Genomic DNA, 19570 nt, shown 5'->3' on the forward strand with positions numbered 1-19570 from the left:
AATTGCGTGTTTTCGTTGGATGGCCCTCTGCCGGATGAGCGCCATCTCGATCGACGAGTGAGTATCTGCCCATCTATCGCCAGAGATGCAGCACGCTTGTGCGACCCCATGCTGGTTGAAAAATTATCTACCTGTGATAGCGAATATGCCGACACAGGGTGATAAGCAAAAGGCAATATGGCGTCGCAATCGCGTATCAGATCGGGCTTTATCGACGTGGCCAGTCTTGTGCTTGCGCTTCTGGCCGGGCTTGTTGGCGAGCGGGCCGGATTTCTTCTTCACATGCCGCACTTTCCAGCAGTGATTGGAGACAGCCAAGCGCTGTGGCGGTTTTTTGCAAACGGCCCGCAGAATCCAAATTCTCTTTTTATGATTCTCATTCTGACCGTGGCCACTGGCACATCCTGGGTCATAGACAACGTTGCCGGCATTGACGAAGCGCGGCAACGCTTGCGTGCTATCAGCAAACCTGTCCGCCATGCTTACATGGGCATTGCATTACTTTTGACACCCTTGTTGTTTATGGTTTCCGCCTTCACGTTTTTAAAGATGTGTCTGACCGCGGCAGCGACCGTTCTTCATCGTCTCGTTTACATTCGGGCAGAACGGAATGGCGTACCGCGCATTCCTTTACGAATCGCAGCCGGCTTATTCTTCGGGATAATGGTTGGTCTTATCCTGACGGATCAGCAGCAATCGGTCTACAATTGCAAATCCGATACTCTTCGGCTTCTTTCAGGTGACATGGTGCCTTGCACCCAGATCGTCCTGCTGGGCAGCGGTCCGTTCGTCATCGTGGAAGGACCTGCGAAACCAAGGCTCATCAAGACGAGCGACTTCGGCCTGGAAGAGGTCGACAGGACTTCGGAACACAGCCCATGAGCGAGCCTGACATCAAACGACCCACGAGACTAGCGAGATATGGCGCAGCTCTCATGTTTGTCGTCGTCATGATCCTGCTGCTCTGCGCCATGTTGCTCGGCGCGCAACTGGCCTTTCTCGTGCATCTTCCAAGGCTTTCTGAACTCTTGCGTGATGGGCACTCCATGTGGCTGGTTTTTTCCACCTGGCCGGATACCCGTTTCGGACTGTTTTTCGCCATGGCATACTTCGTCAACATCGAGGTACACAAGTTTTCCGACTTTCGGAGCTTCCGCAACTGGATCGGACAGTTGGACCGTCGACATCTGGTCGCAGTGATCGCTACCTCGATCTTCCTGATGCCTCTGTTATGGGGTGCAGGCATGACGTTATTGCTGTCCATAGCCGCCATTATCCTGTGCTGCATCGTTGGCGGCATACTTCTGCAATGGGCGCAAAAAGCTGGCGTCCCTACAAGCATCGTTGTCGTGGCAAGCGCTGTAGCAATCGGTTTTTTCGGCAACGTGCTGATGTTCAAGTCCGGTGATGACACATTCCTGTGTCGCAAAGGATCGGTCGAACTGACCTCTGGCCAGACGGTGACCTGCGACAGAATCGTATCTTTTTCCGATAAGTCGCTTTGGCTCATCGAGGAGGCAAGCCAGGTTCGCCTCGTCGGGCGGCACGATCTTGAGTTTAGGAAGGTGTTGGACGCGTCCAGCCTGAAAGATGTGAATTCGGAGGTTCGTTGAGATGAGCACGGTATCCGACGATTTCCCTGCGCTTTTCAGCCTGATTGGAAACTATCTGCATCAGGATATGGACGTCGAGTTCGACACCGTGCCCCAAGCGCTTGCTGGCTATTCACGTGTCACAGAACCCGATAAAAAACATCAGCTGCTTGATGAAATGGAGACTTTCCTCGGACGCTACCATAACGATCTCGAAGGAGAGTTTTCCAGACGATACTGGTTCGACTTCACACCTGACATCATCGGACAAACAGTGCCGGAATTCTTCCAAATGCTAAAGACGATCCTCGATGACCCGGATAGTTATCAGCGCTTTGAAACGGGCGATTAAGACGCGGAGGAGTGACGCGCTGACCCCATGCCGGTAGCGAGTATGTTGCCCAGAAGTGTTTCAAGAACGCTGCCATGCGTCGTCGTCTCTACCAGTAGGCGGTGCCATCACTCATCATCATCATCGATGCGCATATCGCTGACGAACTGACTAAAGCTTTGAGAATATTGAGTGATCAAACCATTCTCTTCCGCTTCATCCAGAGGTTCCGGGTCACCTTCATAGGCAACCATTTCGTGGTCGAGCATGAAAATTTGCCCGTACCTGTCCTGTGTAACGCAGAGCATGATGGAATTGCCGCCTGCATCATTGCCGATGACAAGCAAACCTTCCGGCAGAGGATATGAGCTGGGCTTGGCGAAATTTTTTTCCACTTCTGCCAGAGAATTCATGTGGCGCAACAGCAAATCACGCCCCGGTGCGTCGAGATAGGCGACAGGGGGCTCGAAAATCATGCCGCCTCCGGATATGCCCAGAAAGGTGCGGTAATCCGCTGGCAAGGTCTTGCCCAGCTTTTTCTCGAACGCCAGAAGTTGACCTTCCGTCGCCCGCTCGCCGCCCCTGTTTTCGATGGTGGCAGCAAATTCCTCGAGTGTCATGTCTTCTCTCTCCTCATATTGACTGACTTGAAAGCTCAGGCTTTCGCGGTTCTAAACAGGTGGATTTGCTCGGTCTCCAAGACTGCCGAGGATACTCATCAGTGCGAGTGCAAAGGATATATAAGTCAATTTAGTCTGCGAAAACGATCTCAGTCCTGCGGGGCTTCGGACCAGAACCACGCCGTAATAAATGAGCGTATGTGCGCACAGAAAAACGATCATTGGGCCGGTGAGAACGCCGAGTGCCCCGCCCCAGTTACCATCACCCGCCATTTGCGCAGCAGGCACTGCATTCAAGAAACCGGGCAAAATCAAAAGCAAAACAACACAGATAGTCAGCCGCATCTTTATATGTTCCTCAAGCTCGAAGGAAAAGATCAACTCAAGGGTGTTTTAATTGTGGCAGCAGATACGCTTTCATGCATTGTTGGCAAACGGTCATAAAGGTCTTTGCCGCCTTTCTACTGTCTACAGCGTTCGGCTACATGCTTGCAAAGATCGTAAAAGCGGGGCCGAAGTGGGCCAGTCGTCGGCCTCGGCGTGCTTCCGCCGGACACAAGCCGGGCTTCTGTTTTCATGGCTCAAGGACCATCCCCTGCCGCTCAGGCTGCCGTCACCATCGGCTTTTTTGTGCTGACGCTGTCCGTCTTCTGGCTTCTTAAATCGATGTTTCAGGAAAGAGAGGACTGATGTTGTCGGCCTCAGAGATGAGATAAGGTCTTTTCTTCGTTTTGAATGGCAGATCGGTCGGTGCCCCTTCTGCAACCAATCCTCATGTCGAACCGTTAGCTCCACATATGTAAAACCTCCAGGCACCACAAAGACTTGGGCGGTTTGGTGATTTCGGGTTGGAGCTTGGACCATGAGTGAAGCGTCGCGTGCAGAAGCCTCTGCATATCCATTTCAACTGTATTTCGTGCCTTTTCCCTTCGTCTGCTTTTCGCTGGCGCTGGGCACGGACATCGCGTTCTGGCAGACGGCCAATCTGATGTGGTCGAATTTTTCCGCATGGTTGCTGTTTGCTGGACTGGTATTTGGCGGCGTTGCCATTCTGGCAGGACTGGTGGATTTGCTGCGCAGGCGTACGCGGCCGATGAGACCATCGTTTTTTGCGATCATTCTGTTTCTGGTGATGCTGGTGCTGGCTTTCGTCAACAGCCTTGTCCACGCCGGGGATGGCTGGACGGCAGTGGTGCCTTACGGGCTGTTGCTTTCGGCTATTACGTTCGTCGTTGCACTGATGGCGGTTGCGGCATCTTCCCGTAAATATGCACGTCTCGCCTGGAGAGTATGATATGGCCACCCGCATTCTTGCCCCCGCACTTCTTCTCACCGGCGTCGTATTGGTCCTGCCAGCATGCAGCGATCAGAATGGCAATTTCGATACTGCGCAGCAGATCGGAGCCGATCCCGTTCTTCCCGAACCCTCCATGAGCCTTATCCCCGATCTGAAGGTCGCAGAAGTCGTGGGCTGGAAGGATGGCGAAACGCCCAAGGTCCCTGAGGGATTGAAGATTACGGTTTACCAGAAGGATTTGGTCAACCCGCGCACCGTGCACACTTTGCCGAATGGCGATGTGCTGGTTGTGCAATCGCGCGAGCCGAAGGGTGGTCAATCGGCGTCACGACCGAAGGATATCATTCGTGGCTGGATCATGGCGATTGCGCATGGAACCAGTGGCGGCACGCCCAAGGAAAGCAATATCATCACGCTGCTGCGAGACACCAATCGCGACGGCACCGTGGACGAGCGGCACGATCTGCTGACCAAGCTGGATTCGCCCTTCGGCCTCGCTTTTGCGGATGATACGCTTTACGTCGCCACATCCAACCAGATTCTCGCCTACCCGTATCAACTCGGCCAGAACGAGATCACAGGCGAGCCGCGTGTGTTGACGCAGTTGCCCGGCGGGCCGATCAATCATCACTGGACCAAGGATCTGGCGCTGAGCCCGGATGGCAAGTTTCTCTACGCCTCGGTCGGTTCCAACTCCAATATCACTGAAAATGGGCTCGAGGCGGAAAAGAACCGCGCCGCCATTCTGCAGGTGGACCGTCAGACGGGCGCATTCAAGCTGTTTGCCTCAGGTCTGCGCAATCCCAATGGTCTTGCCTTCAATCCTGAGAGCAAGGAGCTGTGGGCCGTTATCAACGAACGCGACGAGCTTGGCCCCAATCTCGTGCCCGACTACATGACGTCTGTGAAGGAAGGCGGCTTTTACGGCTGGCCCTGGAGCTATTACGGCAACCACGTCGATAACAGGGTCTACCCGCCGCGCCCTGATATGGTGGAGAAGGCCATCAAGCCGGACTATGCGCTTTCCAGCCACGTCGCCGCGCTGGGCCTGACATTTTCGCTGAACTCCGCTTTGCCCGCACCTTACGCAAACGGCGCATTCATCGGAGAACACGGCAGCTGGAACCGTACTGCCTTCAACGGTTATCGCGTGACCTATGTCCCCTTCGAGAATGGAAAGCCCGTCGGCAAAACGCAGGACGTGGTGACCGGCTTCATCGAGGGCGACAAGGCGAAAGGCCGTCCGGTCGGCGTCGGTATCGATGGCACCGGCGCGCTGCTGGTGGCAGATGATGCCGGCAATACCGTATGGCGCGTGGCCGCCGCAGACGGCAAGATGACACCGGCGCCAATCGCGACGGACGATGTATCCGGCACGACAGCTGTTACGACGCCAGCTCCGGCACCGGCAACAACGCCTGCACCTGCGAACTGACGCTGGATATCAACAAACGCCGCGAAGCCTCTGGTTGGCGGCGTTTGCGTGTTCATTCCACCGATACGATGGCGGACAGATGTTAGCCGTTCAGAAACTCTATGATAGCTCTGTTCACCGCATCGGGCGCTTCCTGCGGTAGCCAGTGGCCTGCGCCAGCAACAAACTGGCTTTTCGTCAATTCCTGCACCAGTTCAGGCATGGCCTCGATCATATCTCTCATGCCGGGAATGGCTAGACCGGTATCGCGCTCCCCAATCAAAAACAGTGCAGGAATGGTCACCTTCAGACCCGAAAGGGATTGCTGAAGCTGCCAGTTCATGTCGAGATTTCTGTAGTAATTGAGCCCACCACCAAAGCCGGTGGCAGCGAAGGCACGTACGAACACATCCATGTCATGCGCCGTCAGCCAGGGCAACACGCCTTTCGGCTCCGGCAGGTCGCTCAACAGCCCGCGTTTGCGGGAAACCATACCGAACGGGTTCGGGGTATCGTCTCCCGGTAGACGTGGCCCGGCCCCGCCGCTGGCGGCATAGTATATTTTGCGCAGCGTGGTTTCCGGGTCGCGGTCAAGCTCAGCGACAGCCTCCTGCTGCTGGAAATAGAGCGCGTACAGCAATGCCTGGTCCGTGGCGGGAAATATCGCGCTCGGCGGAACCGGTGGCTGGCCCATCAGCGGTACGCCGATGGCAACCACTTTGTCGAAACGGTCCGGCCGCAGGAGCGCCGCCTGCCAAGCCACCGTCGCACCCCAATCATTTCCAACGATCGTTGCTTTCTCCGCACCCAGTGCATCGACCAGCGCCACCATGTCAGCCACGAGGTGGAAAACGGTGAATTGCTCAAAATCCTCTGGCACATCTGTCTGACCATAACCGCGCATATCCGGCGCAACGGCGTGAAACCCTGCCTGCGCAAGGGCTTGAACCTGATGGCGCCATGCGTGTGAGGTTTCCGGGAAGCCATGGCACAGGATGACGAGAGGCCCCTCACCCGCTTCCAGAATGTTCATCTGCAAGGTTCTGGTTTTGACCATACGCTGTTTCATATCTGTTTTCTCCAAGGCATTTGCACCTGCTAGACTTCTTACCGTATCAATATATGTTACGGAATAAGCGACAACAAGATACCGTAACAAATATTGTTACACTTTGTGGGAGTTCACGATTGAGACAGGATGGCCGGCTTGCGCGAATGGTTCACGTTCTGGTTCACATGGGACTGCTCGGCGGACGGGAGACCTCCGAGCGAATTGCGCAGATGTTGAACACCAACGCCGTCGTCGTGCGCCGAACCATGGGCCAGTTGCGACGCCACGGCATCGTCGCCTCGGAAGGAGGCCGGGGCGGCGGCTGGTCTCTGGCAAAACCGCTGAATGAATTGACGATGCTTGACGTGCAGCGCGCTCTTCAGGGCGAAACCATCCTTGAGGCACCACTGTCCAGTGATCACCCGTCCTGTCCTGTAGAAAAAGCGACGAATGCGAGACTACAGGCTGCGTTTCAGGATGCGGAACTGGCGCTGACGAAGGCTTTTCAGGCTACCAACCTGTCAGATATAGCGCGGACCGCGCTTGACGAGAAAGGCGGTTGAACGGACAGCTTAAGGCGGCAATCGATAGCATCGACTGCAAAGGGCGTGGAGATTTCTCGAAACCCTGTCTTGGCGTCGTTCTGCCCATTTCCCCCAAGCGGAATCAATGCTAACCCTCACCTGTTCCAAAACGGGAAAACAGCGTGTTTCGAGTTCCATTTCTTGTTGCGATTTCGCTTCTGATCGCTTTTGGCGGCGGAATATTATCCACATTTGCGGCTCTGGACGCGACGGAAGGTTTCGGCTCGATCAAGATCGGAGCGTGGGATGCTTTTCCCGAGGCGCAGACGATCGAGGCAGACCCCTATGCGAAGTCGCACCGGGCGGATGCGGGCAAGCTGCTCTACGGTACCGCTGAAGGTCTGAGCTTTACGGCGTCGGCCGACAGTGCCGGGCAGCGGCTGACGGGAGACTGCCATTACCGCCTGACAGGCTCCGTGCCCCCTTCCCGCTTCTGGACGCTTTACGCGGCAGATCAGCACGGCAATCCCCTCGATGACGGCTCGGGCAAGCCGATAGCGCTCAATTCACGGACACTGCTACATGGACCGGGCGGCGGCATGGACATTGCCGTGGCCGCATCGGCGCAAACCTACAATTGGCTGTCAGTGCCGCCCTCTCGCCCGTTCAAGCTGGTGCTGACGCTGCTCGACACGCCGGTCGCGGGAAGCACGGGCCTGATCGACATCAAGATGCCGGACATCCAGAAGACAGGATGCGGCAATGTTTAAGGTCGTTTTCGCCGTATTCGTCGGCCTTGTCGGAGCAGCCGTGCTGCATCTCGTCATCCTGCTGGCCACACCGCATTTTTCCAATCGCGACGCGTACACGCGTGCGGTCGCGGAAGGTGCACCAAACCGCTTTCATCTCCTGGACGACAACCGCGAAAAGACGGAACTGGGCAGCGGCGACCCCTTTATGCGTGTTGCCGTATGCACATTCGATGTGGACACCAAACCGGTTCGTCTGGCGGGATTCGGCGTCGTGCCGTTTTGGTCGGTGGCGGTTTTCGACAGCGCGTCCAATGAAATCTTCAGCATGAACGACCGCACATCGGCGGGTGGTGAGCTGGATATTCTCGTCGCCAACCAGGTACAGCTGGCAGCCATTCGTAAGGCCCAGCCGGCCGGCCTCTCCAAATCCATTCTGGTCGAAGCAGGGCAGAACAAGGGGTATGCGGTGCTGCGGACCATGGTGCCGCAACCGAGCTTCGTAGAGGAAGCGACGCGATTTCTCAGCGAAGCAAAATGCGAGCAGACGCCCTGATCTCGATCAGCAAGCCGTTTGAACGGTTCAGGAACCGATCGCCGTATCCGTTGTCGTGACCACGACTTTGCGCTTGCGCTGCTTCGTCTGGCTTTCGATCCGCAACTCAGCTTCCGGGCGCTCGTACCGCACGCCGGTAAAGAACAAGAGTTGCGCGGGGCCACTTACGGCGGACGGCAGATCCGTGGATCGGCCAAGGCGGCGGGACGCCGCATAAAACGAAATGATTTCCGTCATAGTCTTCTCCTCTCAGGGGCATGACGCTTGGTTGTTGAATGATCGCGCGGTTCGTCAGAAAACGCGCGGGAATGCCATCACCACAAACATTGTGCATTTCCAGTCCACAGACTGGCATGTGAGACGAGAGGCGGCCGCAAACATTGTCGTTTGCTACAGTAAACTCTAAATTTCGACTTCGAAATCTAGCACCGAATCTGTCAGCTGCCTATGAGATTACAAACATGGATAGGTTAAGCAGTCGTTAACACTAATATTCCCGGTGTGGCACATTCCCCGTTAAAATTGTCTGTATTCTGGTGATGCTTCGGTAAGGCTGAGGTCACGCTTCTGTGAGTTCAAAAACAGGGCCTTCGGCAAAGTCGTTGTAATTTAAAACTAATTTTCCAAATCCAGAAAATCGCGGGTAAGTTTTGCGCGCCTGAACGTTTGACGTGTGTCATTTTCGTCGTGTCTAACGACAAACAGCCGCCATGATAGCGGTCAGGGGCTCGTCCTAGCCTGCTTTCGGCATGGCGGGCGAGTCCCCGCTAGCGCCAGCTACCCGCCGTTGCGCATCAGAGCCAGATCTTTCCGAAAATATTGTCTTAAAAATTTGCTGTGCATGGCGGCAAAAAACTGCTTTGCGCCACGGCTGGTTAACAGCGCGTCAACACGTTTGTTATATTTAGAACGGATCGTTTTGTTTTGCGTCACATTGGGTATTGCGTTGACCGACCGGTTTCGAGAGTTAGAAAGGCCAAGTGCCGAGAGGAAGAAAGATGTGGTGCTGATGGCCACTGTATCGAGTTTCGAAGGGCTTTCTCATCCATCCAAATCCGAGCTTCGCCAGTTCGCGGAGCTTTTCATGCCGCTTTTTACCGCCTCGACGCCTGAGGCGAAGCGGGAAGCGGTGGCGGCGCTGTCGCAAAATCCCAACGTTCCCTCCGCGGTCGCCTTCTTCATCGCAAGCCAGCCCATCGGGCTATCCGCACCGTTTCTGGTTTCCTCCAAATGCCTTGACGACGACACGCTGATTGCCATTGCCCGCACGCAGGGCGGAGCGCATGCGCGCACCATCGTGCGCCGCGAAGACCTGTCGCCCACGGTTGTCGATGCACTGGTTGGCCTGCGCCATTCGCGCAATGCCACCTCCCCCGCCGTACCGCCGCAGGCAGCAGCCACCAATCTTTCACGCACCATGGAAAAGACGATCGCCGAGCGCGAAGAGGATTTGCGCCGCCAGCTTCGCACCATGGCGCGGCAACTTCAGCGCCCGGTCACCGACAGCCTGGGTGCACGGCGTCTGACGGATGTGCAGGAGGCGCTTCTGGTGCGCTTTGCCCGCGAACGTAACGCCCGGCAGTTCTCCACCGCCCTGTCGGATTCGCTTTCGGCCAGCCACTGGCTTTCCGAACGGGTGATGCTGGACATTTCCGGCCAGCAACTGGCCACCACGATGATCGGGCTTGGTATGGATTTTGCCGATGCCGCCTTCGTTCTGGAATGCTTCTACCCGCATCTGAGCGCGCTGGACGGCAATATGACGCGAGCCGAAACCATGATCGAAAATCTGGACATCGGGCAATGCGAAGACCGGATCGAAAGCTGGCGCCGGGCAGACAGGTACACCATCGACCCCAACAGGCAGAGCGATACACAACGCGAAGCAGGAAACGAACCGCAGCGTCTGGTGGTCAGGGGCTAATGGGCTGGACTGCCTCGTCCCCTCTCGGGCATGAGAACCGCCGCAAGCGGCTGCTTCCGACTATTGCGAAACAACCGTAAACAGCCCGTCAATCCTGTCGGTTTCCAGTTCCACCACCCACAGGTCGCTGTCGAAGCGGCGCTCCTTTTCCAGGAGGGCGTCGATGTCAGCCGCGTCTACGCCTGAAAGGCGCGTTTCGAACCGGCGCTCCGCCCTCTCCTCTTCATCGTCGGAAAAGCTCTGCGGCGCAGGCCCGTACAGGGTTTGCAGGCCGTTTCTCAGGCGTTGGCGGATGAAGATGGCACCTGCCGCATCCGCACCCTTCTGCTCGATCGCGGCGAAGTCGCCGGCGGAAAACACGCGGCGCATGAGGGCGGAAACGAAAATTTCTGATTTGAGACGCATCGTGATGCGATATCACAAAGCGCCGATGGATTTCAGCTTTTTCAGCACGGCCTCATTGGGCTCGCCGGTCTCAGGCAGGCGGTAGTGCTTCTCGAAATTGCGGATGGCGGTGCGTGTCTGTTCACCGGCCATGCCGTCCACCTTCACATCCGCATAGGCGATGTTGACGAGACCCTGCTGAATCTTCGCCACCATGTCCTTCGTCACCGGCTTGGGTGTATCGCCCGATGTCAGCGAGATCGATTGCGCCTTTGGCTGCTTGGCTTCGGCGCTGCGAATGGCTGCGGCAACGGGATCGATGGCGACGCCGCCGGTATTTGCGCTGGCAGGGCGATCCTGCGGCAGCGCCTTGGGTATGGCAGCAACGGTGGTGGCGCTGTCGATCTTCAGGGCTGAAAGAATACGGCTCGTCGGTTCACCGGTCGGCTCCATGCCGACGGTCTCTTCGAAAAAGAGAATGGCCGCCGTGGTGCGCGGTCCGATCATGCCATCGGCAGCACCTTCATAAAGGCCGCGCCGGGACAGTTCGCGCTGGATTTCGGCAATCAGTTCGGATGGCTGGTGGGGTGCCTGTGCCGTCTGGGCGGGCAAGGCGGGCGCATCATCGGGCCGCACGGCTGGGGCGGAGGGCGGCACGGGCTGCGGCGCATCCGTCTGTCGTTCGATGCGAAATGTCGTGACGTTGCCCTGCTCTCCAAGGCCTGACGCAAGGCGATAGCCAGCGATGCCGTTGGGATTTTCTTCATCGCGGGTGCGCAGGAAAGGCGATGGGTGATGGCCCGGCTGATACCAGAGCGCATTGGCGGCCACGAAGCCGAAAACGACGAAAAAGGCCGTGCAGCCGCCGACCAGTCTGGGATGCTGCAAAATCTGCTGTCCTATGGCGAGTGCTGCCACAGAAACGATACCGGGCTCCTTGCGAGCCGGTGTTTTCCTAGGCGATTTTCGCTTTGGCGCGGCCATCCGCAACATCCTCCTTCTTCATTTCATCAGCAACCGCAACCGGCTGCCGCAGGCGCGGTGGAAACTCCACCGGACCATCCGTACCGTCGCGATCACCACCGATCGTCTGACCGGAGCCATCGACCGGCAGCAGGATCGTGACCACGGTGCCTTCGCCGGCGCGGCTGGCGATTGCAAAGCGCCCGCCATGCAGTTCCACCAATCCCTTGACGAGGGCGAGCCCAAGGCCCGTACCCTCATAGCGGCGGGTATATTCGTTCTGCACCTGCATGAAGGGCTGGCCGAGAAACGCCATCTTGTCTGCGGCAATACCGATGCCTGTATCGCTGACGGTCAGCTTCAGCATGCCGCCTTCCAGCGATGCGTCCATGGAGACCACACCACCCGATTCGGTAAACTTGATGGCATTGCCTGCCAGATTGATAAGAACCTGCTGTACGGCGCGCTGATCGGCAATGACTTCGCCCATATCGCGCTGGATGCGGCTGGTGAGCGTCAGGCCCTTCTGCTTGGCCTGAAGACCCAGCATGGCTTCGCAGGTGGCCACGGCGTCGGCAATGCGGAATGGCTCCATCTGCAGCTCGTAGCGGCCCGCTTCCAACTTGCTCATGTCCAGCATGGTGTTGACAACCGACAGGAGATGAGCACCTGACTGGCGGATCAACGAGACATATTCGCGCTGGCGATCATTCTCGAGCCTGCCGAAATACTCACCGGCAAGAATATCCGAAAAGCCGAGCACGGCGTTGAGCGGGGTGCGCAATTCGTGGCTGACGGCAGCCAGAAAGCGGGACTTGGCATCATTGGCCGATTCGGCTTCCGCCGCCTTGCGGGCGACTTCGCTGCGCAACAGTTCTTTCTCGGTGATATCGCGAAGCTGGCCAATGACACCGGTCAACCGGCCCATGTGATCGCGCTGCGCCGTCATATCCATACGGGCGTGGAGGAACTGGGTCTGTCGTGTGGCAACCGTATTGTCGAAGCGCAGATCGGCAATCGCGCTGTCATTGCCCTGGCGCAGCGCATCGAATGCCTGCATCAGGCCGATGCGGTCGGAAACATGCACAAGCTCTGCAAAGAAATGACCGGCGCAATGCTGAAATTTCGACGGGAATTGACCGACATCGCGGCCTGACACGCTTTTGACAACGCCATGCTCATCAAACACCAGCAAAAGGCCGGGCACCTGCGAGGCTGCTACCATGTTGCCTGTTGCGGGCGCGGATACGGTTTCAGTGGTTCTCTGCGGTCTGTGAAGCGCAAGAAGGAATGCGGCAGCGGCCAGAAAGACGGCAAAAACGGAAGCGACGCCAAGGGGCAGCGCGACGGATACGGGAAAGGCAAGGCAGAAGACGGCAGGCAGGACCAGCAAAGCGGCGATGCCGAATGCCACGAGGCGGCGCAGGGCATGAACCGTCGCAACCCGTTCGCTGGCATCTTCTTCCATGCGCGAAAGCCACATGCCCGTAGCATGATCGATCAACGCAATCGCTTTTTCCGTTATGTTACGCAATACCTGAACACCGAATTCCAAAATGGGCGTGACGGCCCTTAACCATGGCCGACAATAGAGGCCCGCGGCTTAAAGAAAGGCTAAAAGACGGGGTCTCCACCCGGCTTAAAGCCTTGTGGAATCCCATTTCGGGGCATTTGCGCAAGACTTCGTGTTTCATGGTTAATGACGGGTAAGCGAAGGATTTTCTTGGATTTTTCGCTTTGCGTTAATCTTTGTGGCAGGCGCCCGCGCCGTTATCCCCTGCAATTGCGGGCCAGCGCCGCAATTATGCTTAATGGCCTTGATTAAACTTGTAGGGAAATCGCTTTCGTCGTCCTGCCACGGAACAAATAGATACAATTTGAATTAAATCCTGCCGGTTTTTGCAAATCGCTGTTGGTCTGTTGGCTCTAGGGTGATTCCAAGCCCGAACAACAGGGCAAACACGGATGACCCGCAAAGGGCGACGTCAAACAGGGTAGTGTCACAATGTGGTTTCTGATCAAGTCATCGATCTTCTTCTCGCTGGTTCTGGTGGCGCTGTCCTATTTCGGTAGCTCCAGCAACAGCAATTCACAGACCTCCTCGATGAACATCGCTAGCGCCGTCTCGGCAGCCAGCGAAGCCTACCACTATGTCAGCGCCATCTGCGTCGAAAAGCCTGAAGTCTGCGAGAAGGGTGCCGAAACCTTTCATGCGCTGGGTGAACGAGCCCGCGAAGGCGCAAAGGTCGCCTACCAACTGATCGACGCTCAGCTGGCTGGCAGCGAGCCCACCGCGAAGACCGCGACCGCTGCCGCCCCTGTAACGCCCGTGCCTGCCACCACGACCATCGACATTGCGCAGGATCATGAAAGCGACGACATCAAAACCGGCACCGTCATCAAGTCGCAACCTTACGTTCCCATGCCACAGCGTCGTCCCGCCACCTGATCTGGCGCATACTTTTCATGTTCGTGAAGGCCCGCGCCTTCTCCACCCTTGCGGCTCATGCTTGAGCCGCCTGACTGCCCGACTTGCAAGCCCTGCCCGATCCGTTCGTTGCAGGGCTTTTTTTCGTCTGCACGGCGGTTCAATTATCGGAGACCTTCGCCTATATGGTAACGAAGCGTGCATTCTGATGCAGTTGAAACAGCGGATAACGGACACATGGCGTCTCTCGACAAGATTTTGGATGATTTTGCTTTTCTCGACGACTGGGAAGACCGCTACCGCTATGTTATCGAGCTGGGCAAGGAACTGCCCGACCTCTCGGACGAAAAGAAAAACTCGGAAAACAAGGTGCAGGGCTGCGCCAGCCAGGTTTGGGTTGTCAGCCATAGCGATGGCGGCAGCGACCCGGTGCTGACCTTCGAAGGCGATTCGGACGCGCATATCGTGCGCGGCCTCGTCGCCATCGTGCTTGCCGTCTATTCCGGCAAGCACGCCTCCGAGATCGCCAACCTCGACGCCATCGAGGTCTTCGGCAAGATCGGACTGGTGGAGCATCTGTCATCGCAGCGAGCAAATGGCCTGCGCTCGATGATCAACCGCATTCGAGGCGAGGCGCAGCTGCTGGCGGCGTGAAGCGGCGGTCGGATCACGACGCAAGTCCTGCCTATAGATTGGGCCGGTAATCCTCGGTTCCCCACCGGTGGCTTTCGCGGTTGCGCTGTGGTTGCGGTGGCGCATAATGCCGGGAAAGGGCCAGCAGCGCGGTGCGCAGCATGAGTTTTGCCGAACGCACCGGCCATTGTCGTTCGCGCTCCACCAGTTCAAGACCCTTTTCGAAACAGCAGACATCGATGGCAACGCCTGAAAGTTCAGGACCCATGGCATCTGCGGCGCGGGAAAAGCGGGTGCGAGCGGCCAGAGCCGTGTCGCTGAGCTCCTGCCCGCCATTGCCCTGCCCTTTCGTGCGCTTTGCCAGACGTGGTTCCCAGGATGCGGTAATCCTCGGGCTGAGCTGACCGCGATGGAAATCACGCGCCAGCCTCTCGCCTGCCTCCAGCGTGTCGGCGGGAAAGAACGGCTGACCGTCACGATCCTTCAGCCGTGACAAGACCAGCATGGGCGACGACAGCTCGTTGCGCCGCACGGTCTGTCGCTGGCCTTCGATCTCCAGGCAGACCGCGTCGCTCAGGCGGTGCTGCTCCTGAAAGATTTCATCCCTCTCCTTCAGCATGGCGCGCTTGATGAAGGCGCTGGCGGCAGGCTCTGCAAGCAGATGGCCGTCAGCGATGCGCCAGAGACCGGCAGAAAGCCCGTGGTCGAGCACGGCCCGATCCAGCCGCCGAGTCTCGGACGAACGGTCGCAGGCGATCTCGATGAAAGCTCCGCTCTGCGTCATGGAGGCCGCCCCGCGCCCGATGAAACGCAGGACACGCACAATTGCCGCGTTGATCTGTTTCTCATTCCCGCGCGATTTACTCATGATCCTGTGCCTCGATCGTCGCGGCAAGCGGCCTGACGGCCTCTTCCACTGCTGTTACGAAGGCATCGAAAGCGGGATCGTCTCTGCGGTCCTCGACGTTCTGGCAGGTAATGCTGGCCGTGGATTGATCGCGACCGAAGCAGGTTGCCACCTGCCACATGGGCAAGGACAGCGCGACATGGCTGACGTAGAGCGCAATCTGGCGAATATGCGCCATGGCGTGACGCCGGTCGCGACGCACGAGGTCACGGTCGACGATATCGAGGAACATGTCGTAGGTAATCTGGCGAACGCGGTGGCAGGCGGCACGGCTGGCCATGGACACGGGTGGCCTCGGCGCAAAGGCGGTGGAGACGGGATAATGTTGGGCAACGGGTGAGGCCGTGCCGGACAGACCGGAATTCAGGGGCATGCTGCAACTCCTCTACAAATAGGAATTAATTCATACACCATGAAAATCGCCTATGCAATCTCTGGACTACATGAGAAAAATAGCAGGTTTCAATTCGCTTATTTACAATATGGATTTTGCAAAAGGATTATTTTCTTAATCCCATCTGATAAGCGCGCATAAAAAAGCCGGTCACGAGGACCGGCTTTTCGTTTTGATCGAAGGGGCGCTTGATTACCGGCCGGACTTGCGGCGCTGGCCAAGGCCCATTTCTTTTGCCAGGCGCGAACGCGCTTCTGCATAAGCTGGTGCGACCATCGGGTAATCGACCGGCAGATCCCACTTGTCGCGGTACTCTTCCGGGCTGATGTTGTGATGCGTCGTAAGGTGACGCTTGAGCGACTTGAAAGAACCACCACATTCCAGGCAGATGATCTGATCATCCTGCACCGACTTGCGAACAGAGACCGCAGGCTTCTGCTTTTCGACATTCACGGCTGCCACAACAGGTGTGGAGGTGCCGCTGAGTGCCGTGTGCACATCGGAAATAAGGCCAGGAAGCTCCGTTACCGGAACGACGTGGTGGCTAACATAGGCAGCAACGATATCCGCAGTCAGCTCGACAAGCAGATCCTGAGCGCCGCCGTATGTAGTTTCCGTCATTTATCTGTCTCCTGTTCATATCTTCACCGGCATCGGTCCAGCCCGATTGCCCCGCGAAATGAAGTTAACCCATGCCCACTGACTTGCGTCTATCGAAAGATAAACGCCTCTTTTTCGATCCGAATGGAACAGAGGCGATGCTTACGATGACTGCGAAAAACGACAGAATATCCAGATATTCTCCAACAAGAATAACTTAGCTACCAGTAAAATATAGAACCGGACTATCGGTAACGCATGACGCAAATCAACATCATCTACTTTACCTGTCGTGGATAGCATCAAACCAAAAAAAGTCCAATTATTATTTTGGAATAATCCAGACCAAAAGCAGCCTATTCTACATATAAAAAATCACGGGTAACAAAACCCGACTGTATGTTGAAATTTCAATGGAGTTTATAATAAAGCATTAACGTCGCTTCAACTTACGGTTTACTTCCATCTCATCTATTACAGTTGCAGATGCCAGAGGGTATCCGGCCTGACGCGCAGCTTTGGCAAGCAAATGTGCGGATACTGGGGCAGTGAGAATAACGAAACAAAATCCGATCAAAGCACGTGCGAAAATGGCCAGTTCAAGTGCATTGATGCCCACTGCAAGAAGAAGCAGGCCTGAACCGACTGTTCCTGCCTTGGATGCGGCATGCATGCGAGTATAAAGATCGGGAAAACGATTGATACCAATGCTGGCGACAAGTGAAAACAACGCACCGGAAACGAGCAGCAGCGCGACGGCAATGGCAACGACCCAGCTCATGAACGGCCTCTCTTTCCGGTCTTCCTGCGGGAGCGCGAACGCTTTGCCCGAACCCGCGACGGCAGGATATCGGTGCCATCCAGCACCACCTTGCGTCGCTGTCCTATTTCCGGCTGGCGCGACAGGATGAAGCGGGCGAACGCAACTGTCGCAAGAAAGCCGACGAGGCAAAGCGCAATGGCGATATCCACGTAGAGATCGAAGCCGGTGCGGATGGCGATGACGGCAAGGAACCCAATGGCGATGCCGACCAGCATGTCCAGTGCGATCACCCTATCGGGCAGTGTCGGACCAATGACCACGCGGTAGACCGTGGCCAGAAAGGCGGCGGACAGGATGACCGAAGCGATGAGGGTTGCGCCGGAGACCAGCGTTTCAGGTGTCATTTGCGAAACGCCCTCATGATCTTGCGCTCGAATCCCTCAGCAATCGACGTCCTGGTCGCCTCCACATCACTGCAATCCAAGGCATGAACGAACAGCGTCTTGCGGTCTTGCGAAACGTCTACCGACAATGTTCCGGGTGTCAGCGTAATGAGATTGGCGAGCAAGGTGATTTCGAAATCGGTTTTCACCGTCAGAGGATAGGCAAAAATTCCCGGCGTCAGCACCAGCTTTGGCCTGACGACCAATCTGGCCACCGTCCAGGCGGAGAGCGCCAGCTCCTTGATGAACAGCGCGGCCAGCGACAGGATGGCGGGAACGCGACCCCAATGGGTCTGGCTGTTGGCGAGCTGATGGCGCACGATGCCGAGAGACAGGGCTGCGGCCAGCAGACCGAACAGCGTATTGGCGATGGTGAAGCTGCCGGTGATGGCAAGCCAGACAATGACGAAAAGCAAACCGACGACATACAGGCTCATGGCATGCCCCTTGGTGGAAAGACGGAGCGGATATAGGCAGACGGGTCTGCAAGCTGGTCCGCCGCCTGCTGGCTGAGCTGCATGATGCTCTCGGGAAACAGGCCGAAGCCGACGACGAGCGCCGTCAGTGCCACCAGCGGAACGAAGGATGGCACGGTCTCGAGAGGTGCCACCTCCTTCATGCCCGGCGGTGAGGAGCGCCAGAAACACAACAGAAACATGCGTGCAAAGGCGATGGTCAGAAGGAACCCGGAGACAAGGATGGACGCTGCCAGCCACCAGGCGCCGATATCGATAGCAGCCTTGGTCAACATCACCTTGGGCCAGAATCCCGAAAATGGCGGCAGGCCGGACCCCGCGAGAAACAGCGCCAGAACAAGCCCCGCAAACCACGGCGTTCTGGCGTAGAGGCCACTGAGATCAGACAGCATCCATGCACCGCCCAGCCGGGCGGCATGACCAACGGCGAGATAAAGCGCCGTCATCAGAACCACGGAATTGAGGGCGTAAAACACGACACCGCCAACGGCCGCGGGCGAACCGATGGCTAGGCCAGCCAGCATGGTGCCGATGCCCGAAATCACGACATAACCCAGAACGCGACGCAGATCGTTCTGGGCCAGTGCCCCCATGGCGCCGAGTATCATCGTCAGCACCGCAATGGCCGCAATGACGATGCTGAGTTCTTCCCGCTGCACCGGGAACAGCATGATCATGACGCGCAGCAAGGCGTAGATTCCGACCTTGGTCAGCAATCCGCCAAACAGCGCCGACACGACCACTTTCGGCGTATGATAAGACGCGGGTAGCCAGAAATTGACTGGAAAGGCCGCCGCCTTCATCGCAAAGGCGAGCAGAAAGAGGCAGGCAAGCGTCATCAGCGGGGCGCTGGTATCGTCTGCCGTCACCTTCACAGCGATATCGGCCATGTTGAGCGTTCCGAAGACCGCGTAGAGATAACCGACCGCGATCAGAAACAGCGTGGTGCCGATCAGATTGAGGACGGCGTATTTCAGGGCTCCGTCGATCTGTTCCCTGCTCGACCCCAGCACGATGAGACCGAAGGATGACACCAGCAGCACTTCGAACCAGACATAGAGATTGAAGATATCGCCGGTCAGAAACGCGCCACTCACGCCTGCCATCAGCAGCATGAGGAAAGGGTAGAACCCGTAGCGTGTCGATGCGTGGTCAATATCGCCACGAGCATGCACCGCGCAGGCAAGTGCGGCAATCGCCCCTGTCAGCGCCAGAACCGCGCCTGTGAGATCGGCGGTGAAGGCAATGCCGAACGGTGCAAGCCACCGGCCCATGACCATCGTGAACGGCCCATTCGTCATGACTTTCCACAAAAGGGCCGCATCGATGACGACCAGAATGGCGAGCGCCGCAATCGCGATGAGACTGTGAAGGCGCATTGCGTGACGCACCATCATCAAGACCGCACCTGCACAGATGCACAGGGCAACCGGGGCGATGATCAGCCAGTCGGACAGCGGCGTCGCCTGCATGACCAGCGCTGCCGAAAGATCGATGGATGGAGAACCGGATGCGGCCATG

The 19570-nt window shown here is 57.2% G+C and carries 26 protein-coding genes; 11 read left to right on the forward strand and 15 right to left on the reverse strand.

Going from position 1 to position 19570, the window contains the following annotated elements:
* The first annotated feature begins 177 nt into the window (after positions 1–177).
* From ASF29_RS08970 to ASF29_RS08980, 3 genes are read left to right on the forward strand one after another with little or no spacing between them, the layout of a single operon-like run.
* Positions 178–882: a hypothetical protein gene (locus ASF29_RS08970; RefSeq protein ID WP_062450354.1), complete on the forward strand. Its 705-nt coding sequence runs from the start codon at positions 178–180 to the stop codon at positions 880–882.
* A complete protein-coding gene (locus ASF29_RS08975) occupies positions 879–1613 on the forward strand; it encodes a hypothetical protein (protein ID WP_062450355.1) in 735 nt (244 codons plus the stop codon). The genes ASF29_RS08970 and ASF29_RS08975 overlap by 4 nt, the downstream gene beginning before the upstream one ends.
* 1 nt (position 1614) lies before the next feature.
* On the forward strand, positions 1615–1944 hold the full coding sequence (locus ASF29_RS08980; protein ID WP_062450356.1) for a contact-dependent growth inhibition system immunity protein: 330 nt from the start codon (positions 1615–1617) through the stop codon (positions 1942–1944).
* Between the two features lie 107 nt (positions 1945–2051).
* Here the strand turns inward: ASF29_RS08980 and ASF29_RS08985 are convergent, their stop codons facing one another.
* Together ASF29_RS08985 and ASF29_RS08990 are read right to left on the reverse strand one after the other, a co-directional pair.
* Entirely contained in the window at positions 2052–2543 is a 492-nt protein-coding gene (locus tag ASF29_RS08985) for an SMI1/KNR4 family protein (protein ID WP_062450357.1), read from the reverse strand.
* A 51-nt stretch (positions 2544–2594) separates the two neighbouring features.
* Positions 2595–2888, reverse strand: coding sequence for a hypothetical protein (locus ASF29_RS08990; protein ID WP_156462585.1), 294 nt, complete (start codon positions 2886–2888; stop codon positions 2595–2597).
* Between the two features lie 517 nt (positions 2889–3405).
* Between ASF29_RS08990 and ASF29_RS08995 the strand changes: the two genes are divergently transcribed.
* Positions 3406–3837: a DUF2231 domain-containing protein gene (locus tag ASF29_RS08995; RefSeq protein WP_062450359.1), complete on the forward strand. Its 432-nt coding sequence runs from the start codon at positions 3406–3408 to the stop codon at positions 3835–3837.
* 1 nt (position 3838) lies between these two features.
* Entirely contained in the window at positions 3839–5275 is a 1437-nt protein-coding gene (locus ASF29_RS09000; RefSeq protein WP_062450360.1) for a sorbosone dehydrogenase family protein, read from the forward strand.
* Positions 5276–5357: 82 nt separating this feature from the next.
* Here the strand turns inward: ASF29_RS09000 and ASF29_RS09005 are convergent, their stop codons facing one another.
* A complete protein-coding gene (locus tag ASF29_RS09005; RefSeq protein ID WP_062450361.1) occupies positions 5358–6323 on the reverse strand; it encodes an alpha/beta hydrolase in 966 nt (321 codons plus the stop codon).
* A gap of 119 nt (positions 6324–6442) precedes the next feature.
* Between ASF29_RS09005 and ASF29_RS09010 the strand changes: the two genes are divergently transcribed.
* From ASF29_RS09010 to ASF29_RS09020, 3 genes are all read left to right on the forward strand, one after another.
* Positions 6443–6868 carry an Rrf2 family transcriptional regulator gene (locus tag ASF29_RS09010; RefSeq protein ID WP_156462586.1) on the forward strand — a complete coding sequence of 142 codons (426 nt, stop codon included), beginning with the start codon at positions 6443–6445 and terminating at the stop codon, positions 6866–6868.
* A gap of 143 nt (positions 6869–7011) precedes the next feature.
* Positions 7012–7599: a DUF1214 domain-containing protein gene (locus tag ASF29_RS09015; protein ID WP_062450363.1), complete on the forward strand. Its 588-nt coding sequence runs from the start codon at positions 7012–7014 to the stop codon at positions 7597–7599.
* On the forward strand, positions 7592–8134 hold the full coding sequence (locus ASF29_RS09020; protein WP_062450364.1) for a hypothetical protein: 543 nt from the start codon (positions 7592–7594) through the stop codon (positions 8132–8134). Before ASF29_RS09015 ends, ASF29_RS09020 begins: the two co-directional genes overlap by 8 nt.
* 27 nt (positions 8135–8161) lie before the next feature.
* On the opposite strand, the gene ASF29_RS09025 is transcribed toward ASF29_RS09020, so the two are convergent.
* Positions 8162–8371 (reverse strand): hypothetical protein, encoded by a 210-nt coding sequence (locus ASF29_RS09025; RefSeq protein ID WP_062450365.1) that lies wholly within the window; start codon positions 8369–8371, stop codon positions 8162–8164.
* Positions 8372–8911: 540 nt separating this feature from the next.
* Positions 8912–9151, reverse strand: a complete 240-nt coding sequence (locus tag ASF29_RS24305) for a hypothetical protein (protein WP_156462587.1) — start codon at positions 9149–9151, stop codon at positions 8912–8914.
* Between ASF29_RS24305 and ASF29_RS09030 the strand changes: the two genes are divergently transcribed.
* Entirely contained in the window at positions 9081–10058 is a 978-nt protein-coding gene (locus ASF29_RS09030; RefSeq protein WP_244473525.1) for a DUF2336 domain-containing protein, read from the forward strand. The two genes, ASF29_RS24305 and ASF29_RS09030, sit on opposite strands and share 71 nt — an antisense overlap.
* Before the next feature lie 60 nt (positions 10059–10118).
* Here the strand turns inward: ASF29_RS09030 and ASF29_RS09035 are convergent, their stop codons facing one another.
* From ASF29_RS09035 to ASF29_RS09045, 3 genes are read right to left on the reverse strand one after another with little or no spacing between them, the layout of a single operon-like run.
* Positions 10119–10463: a DUF1491 family protein gene (locus ASF29_RS09035; protein ID WP_062450367.1), complete on the reverse strand. Its 345-nt coding sequence runs from the start codon at positions 10461–10463 to the stop codon at positions 10119–10121.
* 12 nt (positions 10464–10475) lie between these two features.
* The gene (locus ASF29_RS09040; protein WP_062450368.1) at positions 10476–11426 is read right to left on the reverse strand and encodes a peptidoglycan-binding protein; all 951 of its coding nucleotides are present in this window, start codon (positions 11424–11426) and stop codon (positions 10476–10478) included.
* On the reverse strand, positions 11398–12930 hold the full coding sequence (locus tag ASF29_RS09045) for a HAMP domain-containing sensor histidine kinase (protein WP_062450565.1): 1533 nt from the start codon (positions 12928–12930) through the stop codon (positions 11398–11400). Before ASF29_RS09045 ends, ASF29_RS09040 begins: the two co-directional genes overlap by 29 nt.
* 480 nt (positions 12931–13410) lie before the next feature.
* Between ASF29_RS09045 and ASF29_RS09050 the strand changes: the two genes are divergently transcribed.
* Positions 13411–13854 carry a DUF5330 domain-containing protein gene (locus tag ASF29_RS09050; protein ID WP_062450369.1) on the forward strand — a complete coding sequence of 148 codons (444 nt, stop codon included), beginning with the start codon at positions 13411–13413 and terminating at the stop codon, positions 13852–13854.
* Positions 13855–14070: 216 nt separating this feature from the next.
* The gene (locus ASF29_RS09055; RefSeq protein WP_062450370.1) at positions 14071–14487 is read left to right on the forward strand and encodes a SufE family protein; all 417 of its coding nucleotides are present in this window, start codon (positions 14071–14073) and stop codon (positions 14485–14487) included.
* Positions 14488–14518: 31 nt separating this feature from the next.
* Here ASF29_RS09055 and ASF29_RS09060 read toward each other — a convergent pair whose 3' ends face one another.
* The 7 genes from ASF29_RS09060 to ASF29_RS09090 all read right to left on the reverse strand — a co-directional run bounded on the left by ASF29_RS09060 (position 14519) and on the right by ASF29_RS09090 (position 19569).
* A complete protein-coding gene (locus tag ASF29_RS09060; protein ID WP_062450371.1) occupies positions 14519–15334 on the reverse strand; it encodes a DUF6456 domain-containing protein in 816 nt (271 codons plus the stop codon).
* Positions 15327–15746 (reverse strand): hypothetical protein, encoded by a 420-nt coding sequence (locus ASF29_RS09065; protein WP_156462588.1) that lies wholly within the window; start codon positions 15744–15746, stop codon positions 15327–15329. The genes ASF29_RS09060 and ASF29_RS09065 overlap by 8 nt, the downstream gene beginning before the upstream one ends.
* Positions 15747–15959: 213 nt before the next feature.
* Positions 15960–16388, reverse strand: coding sequence for a MucR family transcriptional regulator (locus tag ASF29_RS09070; RefSeq protein WP_062450372.1), 429 nt, complete (start codon positions 16386–16388; stop codon positions 15960–15962).
* Positions 16389–16800: 412 nt separating this feature from the next.
* Positions 16801–17148: a monovalent cation/H(+) antiporter subunit G gene (gene mnhG / locus ASF29_RS09075; RefSeq protein WP_062450373.1), complete on the reverse strand. Its 348-nt coding sequence runs from the start codon at positions 17146–17148 to the stop codon at positions 16801–16803.
* The gene (locus tag ASF29_RS09080; RefSeq protein WP_062450374.1) at positions 17145–17534 is read right to left on the reverse strand and encodes a cation:proton antiporter; all 390 of its coding nucleotides are present in this window, start codon (positions 17532–17534) and stop codon (positions 17145–17147) included. Before ASF29_RS09080 ends, mnhG begins: the two co-directional genes overlap by 4 nt.
* A complete protein-coding gene (locus ASF29_RS09085) occupies positions 17531–18010 on the reverse strand; it encodes a Na+/H+ antiporter subunit E (RefSeq protein WP_062450375.1) in 480 nt (159 codons plus the stop codon). Before ASF29_RS09085 ends, ASF29_RS09080 begins: the two co-directional genes overlap by 4 nt.
* Positions 18007–19569, reverse strand: a complete 1563-nt coding sequence (locus tag ASF29_RS09090; RefSeq protein ID WP_062450376.1) for a Na+/H+ antiporter subunit D — start codon at positions 19567–19569, stop codon at positions 18007–18009. The genes ASF29_RS09085 and ASF29_RS09090 overlap by 4 nt, the downstream gene beginning before the upstream one ends.
* Between the last annotated feature and the right edge of the window lies 1 nt (position 19570).

It is taken from the genome of Rhizobium sp. Leaf262 (assembly GCF_001422245.1).
In the GTDB taxonomy this organism is placed as follows: Bacteria; Pseudomonadota; Alphaproteobacteria; order Rhizobiales; family Rhizobiaceae; genus Agrobacterium.

Bases quoted from the DNA above. Each gene is read 5' to 3' on its own strand.
- ASF29_RS08970 (WP_062450354.1), top strand. From the start codon at position 178: ATGGCGTCGCAATCGCGTATCAGATCGGGCTTTATCGACGTGGCCAGT.
- ASF29_RS08975 (WP_062450355.1), top strand. From the start codon at position 879: ATGAGCGAGCCTGACATCAAACGACCCACGAGACTAGCGAGATATGGC.
- ASF29_RS08980 (WP_062450356.1), top strand. From the start codon at position 1,615: ATGAGCACGGTATCCGACGATTTCCCTGCGCTTTTCAGCCTGATTGGA.
- ASF29_RS08985 (WP_062450357.1), bottom strand. From the start codon at position 2,543: ATGACACTCGAGGAATTTGCTGCCACCATCGAAAACAGGGGCGGCGAG.
- ASF29_RS08990 (WP_156462585.1), bottom strand. From the start codon at position 2,888: ATGCGGCTGACTATCTGTGTTGTTTTGCTTTTGATTTTGCCCGGTTTC.
- ASF29_RS08995 (WP_062450359.1), top strand. From the start codon at position 3,406: ATGAGTGAAGCGTCGCGTGCAGAAGCCTCTGCATATCCATTTCAACTG.
- ASF29_RS09000 (WP_062450360.1), top strand. From the start codon at position 3,839: ATGGCCACCCGCATTCTTGCCCCCGCACTTCTTCTCACCGGCGTCGTA.
- ASF29_RS09005 (WP_062450361.1), bottom strand. From the start codon at position 6,323: ATGAAACAGCGTATGGTCAAAACCAGAACCTTGCAGATGAACATTCTG.
- ASF29_RS09020 (WP_062450364.1), top strand. From the start codon at position 7,592: ATGTTTAAGGTCGTTTTCGCCGTATTCGTCGGCCTTGTCGGAGCAGCC.
- ASF29_RS09025 (WP_062450365.1), bottom strand. From the start codon at position 8,371: ATGACGGAAATCATTTCGTTTTATGCGGCGTCCCGCCGCCTTGGCCGA.
- ASF29_RS09035 (WP_062450367.1), bottom strand. From the start codon at position 10,463: ATGCGTCTCAAATCAGAAATTTTCGTTTCCGCCCTCATGCGCCGCGTG.
- ASF29_RS09040 (WP_062450368.1), bottom strand. From the start codon at position 11,426: ATGGCCGCGCCAAAGCGAAAATCGCCTAGGAAAACACCGGCTCGCAAG.
- ASF29_RS09050 (WP_062450369.1), top strand. From the start codon at position 13,411: ATGTGGTTTCTGATCAAGTCATCGATCTTCTTCTCGCTGGTTCTGGTG.
- ASF29_RS09055 (WP_062450370.1), top strand. From the start codon at position 14,071: ATGGCGTCTCTCGACAAGATTTTGGATGATTTTGCTTTTCTCGACGAC.
- ASF29_RS09060 (WP_062450371.1), bottom strand. From the start codon at position 15,334: ATGAGTAAATCGCGCGGGAATGAGAAACAGATCAACGCGGCAATTGTG.
- ASF29_RS09065 (WP_156462588.1), bottom strand. From the start codon at position 15,746: ATGCCCCTGAATTCCGGTCTGTCCGGCACGGCCTCACCCGTTGCCCAA.
- ASF29_RS09070 (WP_062450372.1), bottom strand. From the start codon at position 16,388: ATGACGGAAACTACATACGGCGGCGCTCAGGATCTGCTTGTCGAGCTG.
- mnhG (WP_062450373.1), bottom strand. From the start codon at position 17,148: ATGAGCTGGGTCGTTGCCATTGCCGTCGCGCTGCTGCTCGTTTCCGGT.
- ASF29_RS09080 (WP_062450374.1), bottom strand. From the start codon at position 17,534: ATGACACCTGAAACGCTGGTCTCCGGCGCAACCCTCATCGCTTCGGTC.
- ASF29_RS09085 (WP_062450375.1), bottom strand. From the start codon at position 18,010: ATGAGCCTGTATGTCGTCGGTTTGCTTTTCGTCATTGTCTGGCTTGCC.
- ASF29_RS09090 (WP_062450376.1), bottom strand. From the start codon at position 19,569: ATGGCCGCATCCGGTTCTCCATCCATCGATCTTTCGGCAGCGCTGGTC.